General features: G+C 67.1%; 21 protein-coding genes. 5 read left to right on the top strand and 16 right to left on the bottom strand.

What is annotated here, in order from left to right:
- Nucleotides 1-30: 30 nt before the first annotated feature.
- The 9 genes from IN820_RS20450 to urtA form a co-directional block, all read right to left on the bottom strand.
- The gene (locus IN820_RS20450) at nucleotides 31-336 is read right to left on the bottom strand and encodes an urease subunit beta (protein ID WP_193682726.1); all 306 of its coding nucleotides are present in this window, start codon (nucleotides 334-336) and stop codon (nucleotides 31-33) included.
- Complete coding sequence (locus IN820_RS20455) at nucleotides 333-845, bottom strand: GNAT family N-acetyltransferase (RefSeq protein ID WP_313026250.1); 513 nt, start codon at nucleotides 843-845, stop codon at nucleotides 333-335. The genes IN820_RS20450 and IN820_RS20455 overlap by 4 nt, the downstream gene beginning before the upstream one ends.
- 47 nt (nucleotides 846-892) lie before the next feature.
- Nucleotides 893-1,195: an urease subunit gamma gene (gene ureA / locus IN820_RS20460; protein ID WP_102894691.1), complete on the bottom strand. Its 303-nt coding sequence runs from the start codon at nucleotides 1,193-1,195 to the stop codon at nucleotides 893-895.
- Nucleotides 1,196-1,393: 198 nt separating this feature from the next.
- Entirely contained in the window at nucleotides 1,394-2,227 is an 834-nt protein-coding gene (locus IN820_RS20465) for an urease accessory protein UreD (RefSeq protein ID WP_193682728.1), read from the bottom strand.
- Between the two features lie 212 nt (nucleotides 2,228-2,439).
- Entirely contained in the window at nucleotides 2,440-3,138 is a 699-nt protein-coding gene (urtE, locus tag IN820_RS20470) for an urea ABC transporter ATP-binding subunit UrtE (protein ID WP_193682729.1), read from the bottom strand.
- A 111-nt stretch (nucleotides 3,139-3,249) separates the two neighbouring features.
- Complete coding sequence (gene urtD, locus IN820_RS20475; RefSeq protein ID WP_193682730.1) at nucleotides 3,250-4,095, bottom strand: urea ABC transporter ATP-binding protein UrtD; 846 nt, start codon at nucleotides 4,093-4,095, stop codon at nucleotides 3,250-3,252.
- Nucleotides 4,092-5,171, bottom strand: a complete 1,080-nt coding sequence (gene urtC, locus IN820_RS20480; protein WP_193682731.1) for an urea ABC transporter permease subunit UrtC — start codon at nucleotides 5,169-5,171, stop codon at nucleotides 4,092-4,094. The genes urtD and urtC overlap by 4 nt, the downstream gene beginning before the upstream one ends.
- Nucleotides 5,172-5,313: 142 nt before the next feature.
- Entirely contained in the window at nucleotides 5,314-6,885 is a 1,572-nt protein-coding gene (urtB, locus tag IN820_RS20485; protein WP_193682732.1) for an urea ABC transporter permease subunit UrtB, read from the bottom strand.
- A 192-nt stretch (nucleotides 6,886-7,077) separates the two neighbouring features.
- Nucleotides 7,078-8,346, bottom strand: coding sequence for an urea ABC transporter substrate-binding protein (gene urtA, locus IN820_RS20490; protein WP_193682733.1), 1,269 nt, complete (start codon nucleotides 8,344-8,346; stop codon nucleotides 7,078-7,080).
- A 349-nt stretch (nucleotides 8,347-8,695) separates the two neighbouring features.
- Between urtA and IN820_RS20495 the strand changes: the two genes are divergently transcribed.
- Nucleotides 8,696-9,262: a pseudouridine synthase gene (locus IN820_RS20495; RefSeq protein ID WP_193682812.1), complete on the top strand. Its 567-nt coding sequence runs from the start codon at nucleotides 8,696-8,698 to the stop codon at nucleotides 9,260-9,262.
- 20 nt (nucleotides 9,263-9,282) lie between these two features.
- On the opposite strand, the gene IN820_RS20500 is transcribed toward IN820_RS20495, so the two are convergent.
- The 4 genes from IN820_RS20500 to IN820_RS20515 all read right to left on the bottom strand — a co-directional run bounded on the left by IN820_RS20500 (nucleotide 9,283) and on the right by IN820_RS20515 (nucleotide 11,756).
- Nucleotides 9,283-9,501 carry a DUF2788 domain-containing protein gene (locus IN820_RS20500; RefSeq protein ID WP_193682734.1) on the bottom strand — a complete coding sequence of 73 codons (219 nt, stop codon included), beginning with the start codon at nucleotides 9,499-9,501 and terminating at the stop codon, nucleotides 9,283-9,285.
- 103 nt (nucleotides 9,502-9,604) lie between these two features.
- Nucleotides 9,605-10,084 carry an Lrp/AsnC family transcriptional regulator gene (locus IN820_RS20505; protein WP_193682735.1) on the bottom strand — a complete coding sequence of 160 codons (480 nt, stop codon included), beginning with the start codon at nucleotides 10,082-10,084 and terminating at the stop codon, nucleotides 9,605-9,607.
- Nucleotides 10,085-10,423: 339 nt separating this feature from the next.
- Entirely contained in the window at nucleotides 10,424-11,314 is an 891-nt protein-coding gene (locus IN820_RS20510) for a cation diffusion facilitator family transporter (protein WP_193682736.1), read from the bottom strand.
- Between the two features lie 25 nt (nucleotides 11,315-11,339).
- Nucleotides 11,340-11,756 carry a polyribonucleotide nucleotidyltransferase gene (locus IN820_RS20515; RefSeq protein WP_193682737.1) on the bottom strand — a complete coding sequence of 139 codons (417 nt, stop codon included), beginning with the start codon at nucleotides 11,754-11,756 and terminating at the stop codon, nucleotides 11,340-11,342.
- Between the two features lie 215 nt (nucleotides 11,757-11,971).
- Here IN820_RS20515 and IN820_RS22735 point away from each other — a divergent pair, with 215 nt between their 5' ends.
- Nucleotides 11,972-12,475: a hypothetical protein gene (locus IN820_RS22735; RefSeq protein WP_235989212.1), complete on the top strand. Its 504-nt coding sequence runs from the start codon at nucleotides 11,972-11,974 to the stop codon at nucleotides 12,473-12,475.
- 225 nt (nucleotides 12,476-12,700) lie between these two features.
- Nucleotides 12,701-15,214 (top strand): ATP-dependent helicase HrpB, encoded by a 2,514-nt coding sequence (hrpB, locus tag IN820_RS20525; protein ID WP_193682738.1) that lies wholly within the window; start codon nucleotides 12,701-12,703, stop codon nucleotides 15,212-15,214.
- Nucleotides 15,215-15,218: 4 nt separating this feature from the next.
- Here the strand turns inward: hrpB and IN820_RS20530 are convergent, their stop codons facing one another.
- Complete coding sequence (locus tag IN820_RS20530) at nucleotides 15,219-15,965, bottom strand: substrate-binding periplasmic protein (RefSeq protein WP_193682739.1); 747 nt, start codon at nucleotides 15,963-15,965, stop codon at nucleotides 15,219-15,221.
- Between the two features lie 146 nt (nucleotides 15,966-16,111).
- Between IN820_RS20530 and IN820_RS20535 the strand changes: the two genes are divergently transcribed.
- On the top strand, nucleotides 16,112-16,939 hold the full coding sequence (locus IN820_RS20535) for an SDR family oxidoreductase (RefSeq protein WP_193682740.1): 828 nt from the start codon (nucleotides 16,112-16,114) through the stop codon (nucleotides 16,937-16,939).
- Nucleotides 16,940-17,074: 135 nt separating this feature from the next.
- Here IN820_RS20535 and IN820_RS20540 read toward each other — a convergent pair whose 3' ends face one another.
- Both IN820_RS20540 and IN820_RS20545 read right to left on the bottom strand, forming a co-directional pair.
- Complete coding sequence (locus IN820_RS20540; RefSeq protein ID WP_193682741.1) at nucleotides 17,075-17,503, bottom strand: VOC family protein; 429 nt, start codon at nucleotides 17,501-17,503, stop codon at nucleotides 17,075-17,077.
- A gap of 89 nt (nucleotides 17,504-17,592) precedes the next feature.
- A complete protein-coding gene (locus IN820_RS20545; protein ID WP_193682742.1) occupies nucleotides 17,593-18,273 on the bottom strand; it encodes a YciC family protein in 681 nt (226 codons plus the stop codon).
- A 157-nt stretch (nucleotides 18,274-18,430) separates the two neighbouring features.
- On the opposite strand from IN820_RS20545, the gene IN820_RS20550 reads away from it, so the two are divergent.
- Nucleotides 18,431-18,907, top strand: a complete 477-nt coding sequence (locus IN820_RS20550; protein WP_193682743.1) for a LabA-like NYN domain-containing protein — start codon at nucleotides 18,431-18,433, stop codon at nucleotides 18,905-18,907.
- Nucleotides 18,908-19,082 lie beyond the last annotated feature (175 nt).

Genomic DNA, 19,082 nt, shown 5'->3' on the forward strand with positions numbered 1-19,082 from the left:
GCGTTTTCCACCCTACGAATCAGGCTTGCGTCAGAGGTCGCCCATTACGCGCCCGGCGAAGCCGAACACGCGGCGCATGCCGGCCAGCTCGACCAGTTCCACCTCGCGGCTCTGCCCCGGCTCGAAGCGCACCGCCGTGCCGGCGGGGATGTTCAGGCGCATGCCGCGCGCTTGTTCGCGGTCGAAGGCAAGGGCGTCGTTGGTCTCGTAGAAGTGGTAGTGCGAGCCGACCTGGATCGGCCGGTCGCCGCTGTTGGCCACGCTGAGGGTCAGGGTGCGGCGGCCGGCGTTGAGCTCGATGTCGCCGTCCTGGATCTGGTATTCGCCGGGAATCATGGGGTCCTGCGCTCCGTGTTGAGGATCAGTTGCATGAAGGTCAGGTCGAGCCAGCGGCCGAACTTGCAGCCCACCTGGCGCATCTGCCCGACGTGGATGAAGCCGAGCTGCTGGTGCACATGGATCGAAGCACGGTTCTCGCTCTCGATGGCCGCGACCATCACGTGCTTGCCGGCGGCGCGGGCGCGGCCGATCAGCTCGCGCATCAGGCCGCGGCCGATGCCGCCGCCGCGCAGGCCTTCGCGCACGTACACCGAGTGTTCGACGGTGTGCCGGAAGCCCTCATGCGGCCGCCAGGGGCCGTAGGTCGCGTAGCCGACCACCAGGCCGTCGTCGTCCAGCGCCACCAGCACCGGGTTGCCCTGTGCATGGCGTTCGGCGAGCCAGGCCTGGCGGTTGGCCAGGTCCACCGGCGTGTCGTTCCAGATCGCCGTGCTGTTGTGCACGGCGTCGTTGTAGATCTGCAGGATGCCTGGGAGGTCGGTTTCCTGGGCGTCACGTATCAGCACGGTGAAAATCCTTCGGGAAATGGTCAAGGTAGACATTGACCCCTTTCTCAGGGAATTGGTTGATGCACGGTGACGAGCTTGGTGCCGTCCGGAAAGGTGGCCTCGACCTGGATCTCCGGAATCATTTCCGGCACGCCTTCCATCACCTGTTCGCGGGTCAGCAGGGTGGTGCCGTAGTGCATCAGCTCGGCCACCGTCTGGCCGTCGCGCGCCCCTTCGAGCAGCGCCGCGGAGATGTAGGCCATCGCCTCCGGGTAGTTGAGCTTCACGCCGCGCGCCAGGCGTCGTTCGGCGACCAGGCCGGCGGTGAAGATCAACAGCTTGTCTTTTTCTCTTGGCGACAAATCCATAACGGCTCCAGTCTGGGGTGGGCAACGGGAAAGCCTTGCCCACCAAGGTGTCTTCGGTCCTGTCGGTGGAAAACGCTGCGCGGTTTTCCACTCTACGGGGCTGCGTTTCAATCGGTAGGAGCCCGGGGGGACGCCGAGTCCTTGCCGGCGATCAGTGATCCCATCGCTGGCAAGCCAGCTCCTATGAAAGCGTCGTGCTCAGGTGCTCCAGATTCTCGGCGGTACGGCTTCGCGCCCCAGCAGCTCCGGGCGCAGCAGGCGCCACAGCTCGATCAGCCAGGCGCGCGCATGCAGTGCTTCGCGGGCCAGGCAGCGGCCGACGATCAGCCCCGGCAACTGCGTCAGGTCGCCGCGAACCCGGCTCGGCAGTTCGCGGCAGCGCTCCAGCAGCTCGGCGTCGATCTCGCCGCTGGTGATCAGGGTGGCGAACACCGGCTGACCGTCGAGCCCGATCGGCGAGTCCAGCAGGCCGTCGCCGCCTGCCACGCGCTGGCGCTCGTGCCAGAGCAGTTGGCCATCGCGGCGAATGTCCAGCCGCGCCTGGAAATGCCCGGCTTCGAAACGTTCGTTCGCGGCCGGGCGGCCCAGGGCGGTGATGTCCCAGTAGAACAGGCGTGCATCGCCTTCGAGTTCGATGCGCGTGCTCAGCTCGGCCTGCGCGGCGCAATAGACGATGGTTTCCTGCGGCAGCCATTCCAGGGTGGCGCCGGCTTCGACGCGCAATTGCAACTGCTGGAACGCCGGGGCGGCGGCGCGATACCACTTGGCCGCGCCGGGGCTGGTCAACTGGGCCCAGGCGCCGGCGCCGACCGTGGCGCCGATGTCCAGCCGGTCGCCACCGGCTATACCGCCCGGTGGATGCACGATGATGTGCTGGCAGACCTCCGGCCCCTCGGCATACAGGTGCTTCTGCACCCGCAACGGTCCCTTGTGGCGGCGCAGCACGGGCCGGCTGGCGTCGCCTATGCGGGCGTAGCCGAGTTCCAGTTCGGCGTGCCAGTGGGGAGTGAACAGCGGGGCGGGGGCATTCATCGGGCGTCTGGGCTTTTTTCCTTCGGTGCGTGGGAGCAGAGCAATCGCCGTGCCCGTTATGCGCCGCATTGGTGCGTGGCGTGGCAGGCCAGCGCTGCCGGGGCTTGGCCTGCCATCCCGGGTGCCGGCGGGGAATATTTCGCCGAGGCGATGCGCTCCTGTCTGGTGCGCTTGCAAAATTATGCATATTTTTGGTGCATTTTGTGGGCGGCTCAGATGGCCACCAGCCCACGCACCCCATCGGTTTCCATGGTCTCGCCGCGCCCCTGCTGGACGATCTCGCCGCGGCTCATCACCAGGTACTGATCGGCCAGCTCGGCGGCGAAGTCGTAGAACTGCTCGACCAGCAGGATGGCCATGTCGCCCTTGGCGGCGAGTTTCTGGATCACCGCGCCGATCTCCTTGATCACCGAGGGCTGGATGCCTTCGGTGGGTTCGTCGAGGATCAGCAGGCGCGGCTGGCTGGCCAGCGCGCGGCCGATGGCCAGCTGTTGCTGCTGGCCGCCGGAGAGGTCGCCGCCGCGCCGGTGCTTCATTTCCCGGAGCACCGGAAACAGCTCGTAGATGAATTCCGGTACCTGCTTGGCCTGACTACCGGGAAAGCGCGACAGGCCCATCAACAGGTTTTCCTCGACTGTCAGCCGGCCGAAGATTTCCCGCCCCTGTGGCACGTAGGCGATACCGGCCTGCACCCGCTGATGCGGCTTGTAGCCGGTGATGGCCTTGCCTTCCCAGGTTACCGCGCCTTCCCTGGCCGGAATCAGCCCCATCAGGCACTTGAGCAGGGTGGTCTTGCCGACGCCGTTGCGCCCGAGCAGGCAGGTGACTTCGCCGACCTTCGCCTCGAACGTCAGGCCGCGCAGAATATGGCTGCCGCCGTAGTATTGGTGGAGTTGCTGGACTTGCAGCATGATTCAATTCCCCATTTTCAAAGCCGCAAGCTCCAAGCCTCAAGCTGCAAGTAGGAGCTGGCACGACGCCGCTTTTACTTGTGGCTTGCAGCTTGTGGCTTGCCGCTGCTGTTAGCGCCCCAAATAAACCTCGATCACCCGCTCATCGTTCTGCACGGTTTCGAGCGAGCCCTCGGCCAGTACCTGGCCCTGATGCAGCACGGTGACGTGGTCGGCGATGGTGCCGACGAAGCCCATGTCGTGCTCGACGACCATGAGGGAATGCTTGCGCGCCAGGCTCTTGAACAGCTCGGCGGTGAACTCGGTCTCGGCGTCGGTCATGCCGGCCACCGGCTCGTCGAGCAGCAGCAGTTGCGGGTCCTGCATCAGCAGCATGCCGATCTCGAGGAACTGTTTCTGGCCATGCGACAGCAGCCCGGCCGGGCGATTGCGCGAGGCTTCGAGGCGGATGGTGGCGAGCACCTCGTCGATGCGCTCGCGCTGCTCGCCGTTGAGCTTCGCTTTCAGGCTGGCCCACACCGACTTGTCGGTCTTCTGCGCCAGCTCAAGGTTCTCGAACACACTGAGCGCCTCGAACACCGTGGGTTTCTGGAACTTGCGGCCGATGCCGGACTGGGCAATCTCCACCTCGCTCATGCGCGTCAGGTCCAGCGTGTCGCCGAACCAGGCGCTGCCGCTGTCGGGGCGGGTCTTGCCGGTGATGACGTCCATCATGGTGGTCTTGCCGGCGCCGTTGGGGCCGATGACGCAGCGCAGCTCGCCGACGCCGATATACAGGCTGAGGTCGGTCAGCGCCTTGAAGCCGTCGAAGCTGACGTTGATGTCTTCCAGGCTGAGGATGGTGCCGTGGCGCGCATCCAGGCCCTCGCCCGCTGCACGGCCGAGGCCGATGGCGTCGCGGCCGCTGCCACGGGTGTCGATGGGGTCGATGACTTCGGGAGTCGGTACGACTTTCATGGTTCGCCCCTCCGACGCACTAGGCCGATCACGCCCTTGGGCAGGAACAGTGTGACGATGATGAACAGCGCGCCGAGGGCGAACAGCCAGTATTCGGGGAAGGCCACGGTGAACCAGCTCTTCATGCCGTTGACGATGCCGGCGCCCAGCAGTGGGCCGATCAGCGTGCCGCGCCCGCCGAGGGCGACCCAGACCGCGGCCTCGATGGACTGGGTCGGCGCCATCTCGCTGGGGTTGATGATGCCGACCTGCGGCACGTAGAGCGCGCCGGCCAGGCCACAGAGCACCGCCGACAGGGTCCAGATGAACAGCTTGTAACCGCGCGGATCGTAGCCGCAGAACATCAGGCGGTTCTCCGCGTCGCGCAGTGCGGTGAGCACGCGGCCGAACTTGCTGCGTGCCAGCTTCCAGCCCAGCAGCAGGCTGCCGGCCAGCAGCGCGACGGTGGCGAGGAACAGCATGGCGCGGGTGCCCGGGGCGGCAATCGGGAAGCCGAGGATGGTCCTGAAGTCGGTGAAGCCGTTGTTGCCGCCGAAGCCGGTCTCGTTGCGGAAGAACAGCAGCATGCCGGCGAAGGTCAGCGCCTGGGTCATGATCGAGAAGTACACGCCCTTGATCCGCGAGCGGAAGGCGAAGAAGCCGAAGACGAAGGCCAGCAGGCCCGGCGCCAGCACCACCAGGCACATCGCCCAGAGGAAGCTGGAGGTGCCATACCAGTACCAGGGTAGCTCGGTCCAGGCGAGGAAGCTCATGAACGCGGGCAGGCCGTCGCCGGCGCTCTGGCGCATCAGGTACATGCCCATGGCATAGCCACCGAGGGCGAAGAACAGGCCGTGGCCGAGCGAGAGCAATCCCGCATAGCCCCAGACCAGGTCCAGCGCCAGGGCGACGATGGCGTAGCAGAGGATCTTGCCCACCAGCGTCAGGCTGTAGGCCGAGACGTGCAGCGCGTGGTCGGCCGGCAGCAGATGCAGCAGCGGCATGGCAATGAGGACCGCCAGTACCGCGCCGAGGGCCACGGCGGTGAGTTTCGGGCCGGCTTTCTGCGCGGCCGTGAGCGTGAGGGGCTGGTTCATGCGCAGCACTCCTGCCGAAGGTGGATGGCGGCTGTGCCGTTGCGTGGGGCGGGTGAAACCCCCCGAACGTGCCGGATGCCGGCGTCGTATTCGCGGGTTTCACCCGCCCTACGGTATGCCGAGGGATATCGGTCGATGGACATCAATCGATCACCCTCCCTTTCAGCGCGAACAGCCCCTGCGGGCGCTTCTGGATGAACAGGATGATCAGCGCGAGGATCAGGATCTTGCCCAGTACGGCGCCGATCTGTGGCTCGAGGATCTTGTTGGCGATGCCGAGGCCGAAGGCGGCGAAGATGCTGCCGGCCAACTGGCCGACGCCACCGAGCACCACCACCAGGAACGAATCGATGATGTAGCCCTGGCCGAGGTCGGGGCCGACGTTGCCGATCTGCGAGAGCGCCACGCCGCCGAGCCCGGCGATGCCGGAGCCGAGGCCGAAGGCGAGCATGTCGATGCGGCCTGTCGGAACGCCGCAGCAGGCGGCCATGTTGCGGTTCTGCGTCACCGCGCGCACGTTCAGGCCGAGGCGGGTCTTGTTCAGCAGCAGCCAGGTCAGCAGCACGACGAACAGCGCGAAGCCGATGATCACCATGCGGTTGTACGGCAGCACCAGGTTCGGCAGCACCTGCAGGCCGCCGGAGAGCCAGCCGGGGTTGGCCACCTCGACGTTCTGCGCGCCGAACAGCACGCGCACCGCCTGGATCAGGATCAGGCTGATGCCCCAGGTCGCCAGCAGGGTTTCCAGCGGCCGGCCATAGAGGTGGCGGATCACCGTACGCTCCAGCGCCATGCCGATGGCCGCGGTGACGAAGAAGGCCACCGGCAACGCCACCAGCGGGTAGAAGGCCAGCGCCTCGGGGGCGAGCCGGGCCATCAGCACCTGCACCATGTAAGTGGTGTAGGCGCCGAGCATGAGCATCTCGCCGTGGGCCATGTTGATCACGCCGAGCAGGCCGAAGGTGATCGCCAGGCCGAGGGCGGCGAGCAGCAGGATGCTCCCCAGGCTCAAGCCGCTGAAGGCCTGGCCGAGCAGTTCGCCGAACAGCAGCTTGCGCTTGACCTGCGCCAGGCTGGTTTCGGCGGCCTTGCGCACGGCGGCGTCGGTTTCCGCTTCGTCGGCGAGCAGGTTTTCCAGGCGCACACGGGCCATGGGCGCGCCGGTTTCGCCGAGCAGGCGCACGGCGGCCAGGCGCACGGCCGGATCGGCGGCGTCCAGCTGCAGATTGGCCAGTGCCAGGGTCAGGGCTTCGCTCACGGCCGGGTCATCCTCGGCTTCGAGGCGCTGTTCGAGCAGCGCCAACTGCTCCGGCTTGCCGCTGCGCTGCAGGCGCTTGGCGGCGCTCAGGCGCTGCGCCGGGTCGTCGGCGAACAGCTGGTGGCTGGCCAGTGCGGTATTCAGCAGGCCACGCAGGCGATTGTTCAGGCGCAGCTTCTTCGGCGTGCCGACCGGTTCGGCATCGCCTTCGAGGGCGCGATAGCCGCCGGCTTCTTCGATGAAGGGGGTTTTGTCCTGGTCGATGGCGACGCGGTTGGCGCGCAGCGCTTCGATCAGTGGCAGGCGTTCCGGTGCGGGCGCGGCGGCCCAGTGTTCCAGCAGCTTCGCCTGTCTGGCCGGGCTGGCGTGGGCATAGTCGGTCGCGTCTCCGGCCTGCGCTGCCCAGGGCAGGGCGAGCAGGAGCAGCAGAAGAATTCGGTGCAGGGCAGTGTTCATCTATGCATTCCCCAAGGGCGCCGCGTGCTCTCTTGGTGGAGCTTGCGGCGTCGGATGGTGGATGAGAAAGGCGTCATCCACCCTACGAAAGGACCAGTGTTCGTAGGGTGGGCTTCAGCCCGCCTGGGCATCCACTGGTGGGCTTCAGCCCACCCTACAAAAGCCGTACGACGTTGCTTGTTACACGCCGCTTCAGTTCGACTTCACCGCGTAGTCCGGCTTCTTGTCGTTGCCGGGGATGTAGGGGCTCCACGGCTGGGCGCGGACCGGGCTTTCGGTCTCCCAGACCACCGAGAACTGGCCGTCTTCCTGGACCTCGCCGATCATCACCGGCTTGTGCAGGTGGTGATTGGTCTTGTCCATGGTCAGGGTGTAGCCGCTCGGCGCTTCGAAAGTCTGCCCGGCCAGCGCGTCGCGCACCTTGCCGACGTCGGTGGTGCCGGCCTTCTCGACGGCCTGCGCCCACATGTGGATGCCGACGTAGGTGGCCTCCATCGGGTCATTGGTCACCGCCTTGTCGGCGCCCGGCAGGCCCTTGGCCTTGGCGTAGGCCTTCCATTTGCCGACGAACTGCTCGTTGACCGGGTTCTCCACCGACTGGAAGTAGTTCCAGGCGGCCAGGTGGCCGACCAGCGGCTTGGTGTCGATGCCGCGCAGTTCTTCCTCGCCGACCGAGAAGGCGACCACCGGGACGTCGGTGGCTTCCAGGCCCTGGTTGGCCAGTTCCTTGTAGAACGGCACGTTGGAGTCGCCGTTGATGGTCGAGACCACGGCCGTCTTGCCGCCCGTGGAGAACTTCTTGATGTTGGCGACGATGGTCTGGTAGTCGCTGTGACCGAAGGGGGTGTAGACCTCTTCGATGTTCGCTTCCGGCACGCCCTTGCTGATCAGGAAAGCGCGCAGGATCTTGTTGGTGGTGCGCGGGTAGACGTAGTCGGTGCCCAGCAGGAAGAAGCGCTCGGCACTACCGCCGTCCTCGCTCATCAGATACTCGACGGCCGGGATCGCCTGCTGGTTCGGCGCGGCGCCGGTATAGAAGACGTTCGGCGAGAGCTCCTCGCCTTCGTACTGCACGGGGTAGAACAGCAGGCCATCGAGCTCTTCATAGACCGGCAGCACGGACTTGCGCGACACGCTGGTCCAGCAGCCGAAGGTCACCGCGACCTTGTCCTGGGTCAGCAACTGGCGGCCCTTCTCGGCGAACAGCGGCCAGTTGGAGGCCGGATCGACGACCACCGGCTCGAGCTGCTTGCCGAGCACGCCGCCTTTGGCGTTGATCTCGTCGATGGTCATCAGCGCCATGTCCTTCAGCGAGGTCTCCGAGATGGCCATGGTGCCGGACAGCGAATGCAGGATGCCGACCTTGATGGTCTCGGCGGCCTGCAGGGTGAACGGGAACAGGCCGCTGAGCATCAGGGCGCTGGCGGCGAGGGTGGACTTCAGTAGGGGACGGCGTTTCATTGTGAGTGGCTCCTTGGCTGTCCGTGCGCAACTGTGGGTGGGTCCATTGGGACGTGGAGCGCTATCGCAGCATCCGTGCCAGTTGAAGCAATACATTGAAAATAAAGGAGTATTTCCTTTATTTCAGACCCGCCTGCGCTCGCCAGCGAACCAGGCTGGTGCATGGGGCTGGCGGTCGAGGCGTTGCCTGGACGTATTCGCACCGTTATGGTGCATTTGCTTTTCCCGGCTTGCCGCAGGCGGGGCCGGCGCCTAGCATGTCCCGCTCTGAAACCCAGCCGAATCGCCCATGGCCCGTCCACCTCGCCCCCGCCAGCCGCGCACCATCGGCAAGGCTCCGCTTCGCCGCGTGGCCAAGGCACCGCCGGCCGAACCGCGTCTGTTGCTGCTGAACAAGCCGTTCGACGTGCTGACCCAGTTCAACGATGCCGATGGCCGCGCCACCCTGAAGGATTTCGTCCCGGTGCCGGGCGTCTATCCGGCCGGGCGCCTGGACCGCGACAGCGAAGGCCTGTTGCTGCTGACCAACGACGGCCGGTTGCAGGCGCGTATCGCCGATCCGAAGCACAAACTGCCCAAGACCTACTGGGTGCAGGTGGAGGGCGAGGCCAGCGACGAGCAGCTGCAGCGCCTGCGCGAAGGCGTCGAGCTCAACGACGGCACGACCCTGCCGGCCGAGGCACGGCGGCTGGAGGAACCCGTGCTGTGGCCGCGCAATCCGCCGGTGCGCTTTCGCAAGAGCGTGCCGACCAGTTGGCTGGAGCTGGTGATTCGCGAGGGGCGCAACCGCCAGGTGCGGCGCATGACCGCCGCGGTCGGCTTGCCGACGCTAAGGCTGGTGCGGGTGCGTATCGGGCCCTGGGCGCTGGACGGCTTGCAGCCGGGGGAGTGGCGCGAGGCGCTGGCGAAATTGTAGCGCCGCCAGCCTGGGTCGGGTCAGTGCGGAATGCCCTGGGTCACTTCGATGATGTAGCCGATGATCGGCTTGGCGAGGAAGGCGAACAGGCACAGCCCCAGCCCCAGGAAGAGGATCGCCGTGCCGAGCCGGCCGGCTTTCGATTTCTTCGCCAGGTCCCAGATGATGAAAGCCATGAAGGCGATCAGGCCGCCGACCAGGATGATCATCATCCACTTCTCGAACACCTCGGGATCCATGCAATTCTCCGAACAATGGGTGGCGGGGCAGGCCCGTGGTAGCCGGCTTGGCTACACGGCGCTGCCCGAGCGGGGCGTAGTATACGCCCTGGCTTCTCCCCGATCAGCCGCGCAGGTGTTCCAGCGGCAGTTCGGTGCTGGAGACCACCTGGCGCAGTACGAAGCTGGAGCGCACGCTGGAGACGCCCTCGATGCGGGTCAGTGTGCCGAGCAGGAATTGCTGGTAGTGCTCCATGTCCGGCACCACGACCTTGAGCTGATAGTCGGCGTCCATCCCGGTGACCAGGCTGCATTCCAGCACCTGCGGGCATTTGCCGATGACATCCTCGAAGTGCTCGAAGCGCTCCGGAGTGTGCCGGTCCATGCCGATCAGCACGTAGGCGGTGAGCGTCAGGCCGAGCTGCTTGCGGTCCAGCAGGGCCACCTGGCGGGCGATATACCCGTCGTCCTCGAGCTGCTTGACCCGCCGCGAACAGGGCGAGGGGGACAGGCCGATGCGTTCGGCGAGCTCCTGGTTGGAAATGCGGGCGTCGTGCTGCAATTGCCCGAGGATGCGCAGGTCGTAGCGATCGAGTTTGCTCATGACGAGATGCTTCCGGACGAATGTTGCGCAAGATGATTGCTTGAAGATGAGTTATTGCGCAAGAGGAGGTCTTGAAAGCAATCTTCGCAATCTCCTGTCGGGCGTGGGGGCGTAAGCTTTACCTCAACTTCAGCCCCCGGCAGGAACGGGCACGGCACGCGATCCCCGCCGTGACCGCCGAAGGCCTTACCCAGGCCGACGGTCCGGGCCCCCGGTGCTCACGAGGCGCCGCGCGAAGAAGCCGTCATCATCGGCCAGACCGAATCGAAGAGACCACGCCTTGGCGTGGTCTTTTTCGTTGGGGATGCCCGTCTGGCATCGTCCCCCTCGTCCTTTCGATCAGCGATGCGGCGGAGCCACCTCCAGCGGATCGGCATGCACCAGCACCTCGGCCTGCGGATAGCGCGTGCTGATCGCCTGCTCGGCCGCCACGCATACGTCATGGGCCTGCGACAGCGGCAGCTCCCCGGGCAGCTCCAGGTGCATCTGCACGAACCAGCGCGTCCCGGAGATCCGCGTGCGGAAATCGTGGCAGCCATGCACCCCCGGCACTTCGTTGACCAACTGCTGCATATGCTCGCTGATCTCGGTCGACAGCTCGGTATCCATCAGCACCGCACCGGCTTGCCGGACGATGCTCACCGCGCTCCAGAAGATGTAGAAGGCGATGCCGATGCCGAACAGCGCATCCGTGCGCTCCCAGCCTAAACCGGCGAGCACCAGCGCCAGCAGGATGCTGGCGTTGAGCAGCAGATCCGAGCGGTAATGCAGCGAGTCGGCGCGGATCGCGGTGGAGCCGGTTACCTTGACCACGTGGCGCTGGTAGCTCAGCAGCAGGGCGGTCATCGCCAGCGAGAACACCATGACCGCGATACCGACGCCTTGGGCACCCAAGGGTTGCGGATGCAGCAGGCGGTCGATGCCCTGCACCCCGACCAGGATCGCGCTGACGCAGATGAATGCCGCCTGGCCGAGCCCGGCGAGGGCCTCGGCCTTGCCGTGGCCATAGCGGTGATCGTCGTCCGCGGGGCGCAGCGAGTAATGCACTGCCAGCAGGTTGAGCAGCGAGGCGGCGCCGTCGAGCAGCGAGTCGGTGAGGCCGCCCAGCAGGCTTACCGAACCGCTCAGCCACCAGGCCACGGCCTTGCTCAGCGCCAGCAGGATCGCCGTTGCCAGTGCTGCAGCGCTGGCCCGGCGCATGAGCCGGGCATATTCGTGATCGATGCTCATCGGCGGGTTGCGCTCGCAGCCGTCATCACGCCGCAGGACGCAGGCCGAAGGCCGCCAGTTGCTCGACGCTGCCGTCGTGCTGGATCAGGCGCGGGTCGTCCAGCGGCAGGCTGCGGCCGATTTCCTTCTCGATGATGGCCTTCAGGCGGGCCTGATCGATCTGGCCGTCGGCGCCGATGGCGTCCTGCAGTTTCTCCGGGGCGATGGAGTAGCGATCGTCCGGCAGGTAGATCGCGCCCGTGGCGAAGTCGATGCCGAAGGCGATCAGGCCGGGGATCACGTAGAACAGCAGCCCGACGGCATTGAGCACGGCGATCGCCGGATCGATACGGCCGTCGATCTGGCCGCGGCGGTCAGGGTAGAACAGCGTGCCGCAGGCCGACAGCTGGGTGAACAGGGACACGGCCAACACGCCGCCGATGACACGGGAACGAGTACGCATAAGGACCTCCTGGAAAACTGGCGCAACTATACAAGGGCTGGATGATGTTTTCTCGACATCAGACCACGCCGCGCAATCGGCTGTTCGCTGAGCCAGGCACCCTCGGCGCGGTGACTCGCAGCTTTTACCAAGTCCTTACACTGGCCTGACGTCAGCGCCTGCCGGGCGCGCGGATAATGGACGCTGCCAATCCCCTCGTCATCCGGAGCTGCATCATGTCCTGGTCATTGTCACGCGCAAGTCTTGCCACCGTGCTCTGTGTCTGTCTCGCCTTTCCGGCATTCGCCGCGCCGCCCGGCCCTGGTCCGGGCCCTGGGGCGCATGGCAGGCCGGACGGCCCGCGCTATCATGCGCCGGGCCCGCGCCATGGCCACGGCCTGCCGGCCGGTGCGCGCGAGATCTGGATCGGCAGCATGCTCTATTTCATCGCGGCGGGAACCTATTACCTGTGGAACGCCGAGCGCAACGTCTACGAGCCGGTCAGCCAGCCGCCGCTGCCGGCCAGCGAGGCCACGCGTTATGATGTCATCGCCTATCCGGCCAAGGGCCAGAGTGCCGAGCAGCAGAGCCGCGACCGTTACGAGTGCCATACCTGGGCCGTGAACCAGAGTGGCTTCGACCCGGCGAGCGCACAGTCGGCACCGGCCGCAACGGTTGCCGACACTTATAAGCGTGCGCTCGGCGCCTGCCTGACCGGACGCGGTTACAGCGTCAACTGACGCGCCTCGCTTCGCCTCGGGCGGGCGCCTCGGTTGTCGAGTCGTCGGCCCTAGGGGGACTGTTGAAAAACGTAGGCGAGGCAGCCAGCGCAAGGCAAAAATAGGCGAAAAAGCGCAGTTTACGAGCTGTAAATGAGCATTTTGATCGGGCTCGCGCACGAGCCTGTTTTTAACGCCGCGATGGCAACGCAGGTAGTTTTTCAACAGCCCGCTAAGCGAGTGTCCATGAATTCCCTTCCCATCGACGAAGCCCTGCCGGCGCTGCGCCAGGCCCTGCGAGCACGCGACGAAGCCGTGCTGGAAGCGCCGCCGGGCGCCGGCAAGACCACCCGCGTGCCGCTGGCGCTGCTGGACGAGCCCTGGCTCGCCGGGCAGTCGATCGTCATGCTCGAACCGCGCCGTCTTGCTGCACGTGCCGCGGCCGAGCGCCTGGCCAGCGAGCTGGGCGAGAAGGTCGGCGAGACCGTGGGGTATCGCATCCGCCTGGACAGCAGGGTCGGGCCGCGCACCCGCATCGAGGTGGTCACCGAAGGCATCCTCGCCCGCCGCCTGCAGGACGACCCGGCGCTGGAAGGCGTCGGCCTGGTGATCTTCGACGAATTCCACGAACGCAGCCTGGACGCCGACCTGGCGCTGGCGCTGACCCTCAATGCACGGCTGCTGCTACGCGACGAACCGCTGAAGCTGCTGCTGATGTCGGCGACGCTGGAAGGCGCGCGGCTGTCCAGCCTGCTCGACGATGCCCCGGTGGTGCGCAGCGAGGGTCGCATGCACCCGGTGGCGTTGCGCTGGGGACGGTCCGCGCAGCCCGGCGAGCGGATCGAGGCGCGTGTCGTGCAGACCGTCGCTCAGGCGCTGGAGGAGGAAACCGGCAGCGTGCTGGTGTTCCTCCCCGGGCAGGCCGAGATCCGCCGGGTCGACGCGGCGCTGGCCGAGCAGTTGGACGGCCGCAGCGATGTCTTGCTCTGTCCGCTGCACGGCGAGCTGGAATTGTCGGCCCAGCGCGCAGCGATCGAGCCGGCACCGGCTGGCCGGCGCAAGGTGGTGCTGGCCACCAACATCGCCGAAACCAGCCTGACCATCGAAGGCGTGCGGGTGGTGGTGGATGCCGGCCTGGCGCGGGTGCCGCGCTTCGATCCCGGCAGCGGTATGACCCGCCTGGAGACGCGGCGCATCTCGCGGGCCTCGGCGACGCAGCGTGCCGGGCGTGCCGGGCGCCTGGAGCCGGGCGTGTGCTACCGGCTGTGGTCGCAGGAGCAGCATGCGCAACTGGCCGCCTACGGCGAGGCGGAGATTCTCCAGGCTGATCTGGCTGGCGTCGCCCTGCAGCTGGCGCGCTGGGGCGTCGAGCCGGACGAGCTGGCCTGGCTCGACAAGCCGCCGGCGGCCGCCTACGCCCAGGCCCAGGCGCTGCTCGAGCGCCTCGGTGCGCTGCTGCGCAATGCCCGTGGCGGCTGGCAGTTGACCGCGCATGGCCAGGCCATGGCCGAACTGCCGGCGCACCCGCGGCTGGCGCATATGCTGCTGCGCGGCCAGGCACTGGACATCGGCCCGCTGGCAGCGGACGTCGCGGCATTGCTGGTGGAGCGCGACATCCAGCGCGGCGGCGGCGCCGACCTGGCGTTGCGTCTGCATCAGCTGCAGAGCGCGCGCGGCAGCGGCGTGCAGCGGGTACGCCAGCTGTCCCGGCAGTTTCGCGGCCTGCTGCGCGGGCCGGTCGGCAATGGAGCGGGCGTGCTGGAGGAGCGCCAGGCCCTTGCTGCGCTGCTGGCCTTCGCCTATCCCGACCGGGTCGCCCGCCAGCGCCGCGAAGGCGGTGGCGAGTACCGCCTGGCCAATGGCCGGGCGGCGCAGTTCGGCGAGCCGGACGCGCTGATGAAGGAGCCCTGGCTGGTGATCGCCGAACTCGGCAGCCACCAGGGCCAGCGCGAGGAGCGCATCTACCGTGCCGTGGCACTGGACCCGGCATTGTTCGACGGCGTGCTGGCCGAGCAGGTCAGCCAGCGCGACGAACTGCAGTGGGACGAACGCGAGGGTGCGCTGCGCGCCGAGCGCCAGCGGCGTATCGGCGAGCTGGTGCTGGCGCGCGAGCCGCTACCCGGGCTGGACGATCAGGCCCGCGCGGCTGCTCTGCTTGATCTGGTGCGGCGCAAGGGCCTGGAACTGCTGCCGTGGACGCCCGAGCTGCGCCAGTGGCAGGCGCGCATCGGTCTGCTGCGGCAATTGGACCTGGCCAACGGCGGCAGCAGCGAGTGGCCGGACGTCAGCGACGCGGCGCTGCTCGAGCGGCTGGAGGATTGGCTGTTGCCGTATATCGGCAAGGTTTCGCGGCTGGCGCATTTCGCTCAACTGGAGCTGTCCGGCATGCTCGCCACGCTGTTGCCTTGGCCGCTGCCGCAGCGCCTGGAAGAACAGGCCCCGGTCGCCCTCGCGGTGCCGTCCGGCTCGCGGATTCGGCTGGATTACACCGAGTCGCCGCCAGTGCTGGCGGTGCGCCTGCAGGAGCTGTTCGGCCTGGCCGACACGCCGCGCATCGCCGGCGGCCGGCAGGCGGTCAAGCTGCACCTGCTGTCGCCGGCGCGGCGGCCGGTGCAGGTCACCCAGGACCTGGCGAGCTTCTGGGCCAACACCTATGCCGAAGTGAAGAAGGACCTCAAGGGCCGCTACCCCAAGCACTACTGGCCGGACGACCCGCTGGTCGCCGAGCCCACCGCCAGGGTCAAGCCGCGCGGGCAGTAGTGCTTCAGTCCGTCGGCAGGCTGAGGTCCTCGCCGGCGGCGAGCATGTCCTCGTAGGCTCGGTCGAGCGCGGCGACGATCGTCGCGCTGTCACGGGCATGGCGGGACACGATGAAGCGGATCGGCACCTGCTCCAGGCGCACGTACGGTAGCGCCTCCATCTGCAGCCGTTGGCGCGCCTGTTCCACCGGGATCTGGTAATCGAGAAGGTAGTCGCCGCGCCCGCGCCGGAGCATTTCCAGGGCCGAGACGTGGTTGCTGGTGCGCAGCAGGCGCAGGTCCAGGGCGGGGTCGTCGAGTATCGTGTTGACGCTCGGCCAGTAGCTGTAGCCGCTGATGAGTATCACCGCCCGCCCGGCGAGGTCGACGGGGATTCGCGGCGGCGCGGTGTCCGGGCGAAAGTACAGGTTGAGGTTGATGCGGCTGAGCGTGTGCCGCCCTTCGAGCGTATGCGCGGCCAGCCCGGGCTTGCCCTGGGCGCCGGGCCAGAGATCGATGCTGCCGTTCTCCAGCGCCGCGTAAAGGCGCGCGCTGGGCAAGGCGCGAAAGCGCACCGCATAGCCGGCGCGCCTGGCCACACGGCGCGTCAGCTCGGCCACTTCACCACGCGCCGCACCGCGCGAGTCGCTGTATATGGCCGGGGCGAAGTCGTAGTAGCCGACGTTCAGCACCCGTTGGGGGGCCGGATCGGCCGTCGCTGTGGCCGGAACACCGAACGCCGCGGCCAGGATGAGGAATAGAAGCGGTTTCAATGGGATCGCTGCCTTGCGCTGATCGTATCAGGATGGGCAAGCGACGATCGCTTGTCCATGTCGCGTCTTGCCGCGCAGAGAAGTGTCCGCGGACATCGGCCTATGCTCAAATCGAAGTGCCGATGATGACGCGAAGGAGCGAGTGCATGCAGCGCAAGGTGTTCGACCGCAAGGTCTTCGATAGCAAGGTGGTGCTGATCACCGGTGGCTGCGCCGGTATTGGCCGTGCCCTGGCGGTACGCATGGCGCAGGCCGGTGCGCAACTGGTGATCTTCGACCTCGAGCAGAACGCACTGGACGGGCTGGTGCAACATCTGGCCGACCACCATAACGCCGGGGCGCTCGGCCTGCGCTGCGACGTCAGCGATGCCGAGGCGGTGCAACGCGCGGTGGCGCTGGTCGTCGAGCGCTATGGCGGTATCGACGTGCTGATCAACAATGCCGGGATCACCCATCGCAGCCGCGTCGCGCAAACCAGCCTGACGGTCTTCCAGCGGGTCATGGCGGTGAACTTCTACGGGGCGCTGCATTGCACCCAGGCCGCTTTGCCGAGCCTGATCGCCCGCCAGGGGCAGATCGTCGTGCTCAGTTCGCTCTCGCAATACGCGCCGATACCCGAGCGCGCCGCCTATAACGCCAGCAAGCACGCCTTGCACGGCCTGTTCGAGACGCTGCGCGGCGAACTCGAGGGCAGCGAGGTCAACGTCATGCTGGTGTGTCCGGGCTACACCGCCACCGATCTGCGCAAGAACGTGCTGGTCGGTGACGGCTCCACGGCGCCGCAGCCGATGCTGGACCTTGGCCGGGTGTCCTCGGCGCAGGACGTCGCCGAGGCGATCTACCAGGGTGCGCTGCGGCGGCGCCGGCTGCTGGTGCTGTCCAATCTGGGCTGGAAGGCGCGACTGCTGGCGCGCTGCTTCCCGCGGCTCTACCAGAGCCTGCTGCTGCCGCGTCTGCTCGGTGACAGGCCTTAGCGTTGCTTCGGTTGGGTAGGGCTGCCGAGGTCGAGCCCCGGCGAAGCCCGATCGGACACACGCCGGTAGGTGGCGCTGAGCGAAGCGAAGCCCAACAGGCACTGGCATGACGCGTTGGGCTTGTCGCCTGAGACCCTAGCCCTTGTCCCCATAGAGCTGCCGCATCAGCGCCACGTCCCAGTAGGCCGCCTCGATCTTGTGGCCGTCCAGGTCGCGCACGAAGCAACCGTAATAGGGCTCGCCATATTCCGGGCGCGGGCCGGGGGCGCCTTCATCGCGGGCGCCGGCAGCGATGGCGGCGCGATGGAAGGCGTCCACCGCGTCCTGGTCCGCCGCGAAGAAGCCGACATGGGTGCCGTTGCCCACCGATGCGGCAGCGCCGTCGAACGGTGTCTGAACCCAGAATTCGGGGAACTCGCGGCCCCAGGCGACGGCGCCGGGGTGTTCGAGGATGCGTTTGCAGCCGAGGGTGGCGAGGACTCTGTCGTAGAAGGCGACCGCCTCGTCGAAGCGGTCGGTGCCGAGGGAAATGTGCGAGAGGATGCTGGGGTTCTGTTCGACCATGGCTGAAGCCTCCGGATGATTGGCCGAAGCAAGCCTAGCAGGCAGATGCGGGCTGCCGGCGGTCCCGGCCGAACGGCAGCTGTTTGCGCCTAGACGCTGCCGCGATTGCCTGCGGGCGAGTCGGTGCAGAGCATGAAGCAGCGGAACAGCATCACCGTGGGCAGCAGTTGCAGCAGGCCGATGGCACCATCGAGGAGAATCGCCGGCAGCACCTGCGGCGCCTCGCCGCCCCAGGCCTGGGCGGCGATCCAGGCTTCGAGCATCCACAGTGGCAGCAGCACCGCCAACACACAGCCGAGCACCAGCAGGAAGTGCCCGCGGGTGAGCATGAAACTCTGCTTGAGCGCGGCCAGCGGCGAGAGCCCGCGCAGCACCAGCAGGTATTCGGCGAAGGCGATCTTGACCATGATCCAGATACCCGGCAGCACGAACAGCGAGGCGCCGAGCAGGATCAGCAGCGTACCGAGCGCCGAGAGCACCGCCAGCGCCGGCCACAGCGGCAGGGCGCGGGCCAGGACCGTGCGCGGCGCCGGATCATGGCCGCGGCTGCGGGCGTCGAGATAGAGGATCAGCGCGCCGACGTACAGCGGGTAGAAGAGCAGGCCCACCAGCAGTTCCTGGGCGGGCAGCGCGCCCTTGCCCAGCCAGTGCTCGACGGCCAGGTGCGTGCAACTCTCGAGCAGGATCAACGGCAGGCAGAGACGGACGATGGTGGCGAAATGGCGGGAATAGAAGAACCAGGCGTCGCGCAGGATGGCAAAAACGTTCATCGCAACTCAGGACAGTGCATTCGATCGGGGCGCCACTTTAGCCGAAGTGCCGGGACATGCGCGATGTCGCCGTCCATACTAGGGGGCTGTTCCCGTTTCGTACGCGGCGCGCGTACGAAACGGGAACAGCCCCTACATCATCCATCGCAGGCTGCCCGTGAAGAAGATCGCCCTGTTCGCCGATGTGCAGAATCTCTATTACACGGTGCGCCAGGCCTACGGCTGCCACTTCGACTATGCGGCGCTGTGGGCGGACGTCAGTCAGCGCGGCGAGATCGTCGAGGCCTATGCCTATGCCATCGAGCGCGGCGATACCCGGCAGCAGCAGTTCCAGCGAATCCTGCGCAACCTCGGCTTCACCGTGAAGCTCAAACCCTACATCCAGCGCAGCGACGGCTCGGCCAAGGGCGACTGGGACGTGGGCATCACCATCGACATGCTGGACGCGGCGGGGCGGGTCGATGAGGTGGTGCTGGCTTCCGGCGATGGCGACTTCGACCTGCTGCTGGAGCGGGTGCGCGCCGGCGGCGCCGAGGCGAGCGCCTACGGCGTGCCGGGGCTCACCGCACAGTCGCTGATCCGCGCCGCGACGCGCTACGTGCCGATAGAGGGCGATCTGCTGCTGCGCAACTGAGTGCGGTGGCCAACCGCCAGGCGTAGGGTGGATGACGCTTCACCCATCCACCGAGGCGGTGCCGGAAGAGTGCAGGATTTACCATGCAGGCGGCCCATGGTCGCTGCCGTTCGCCAGGTGGAAAATGCTTCGCAGTTTGCCCCCTACGCCTGCCAGGTAGGTGTGGCATACGTGC

The organism is Pseudomonas lopnurensis, assembly GCF_015070855.1.
In the GTDB taxonomy this organism is placed as follows: domain Bacteria; phylum Pseudomonadota; class Gammaproteobacteria; order Pseudomonadales; family Pseudomonadaceae; genus Stutzerimonas; species Stutzerimonas lopnurensis.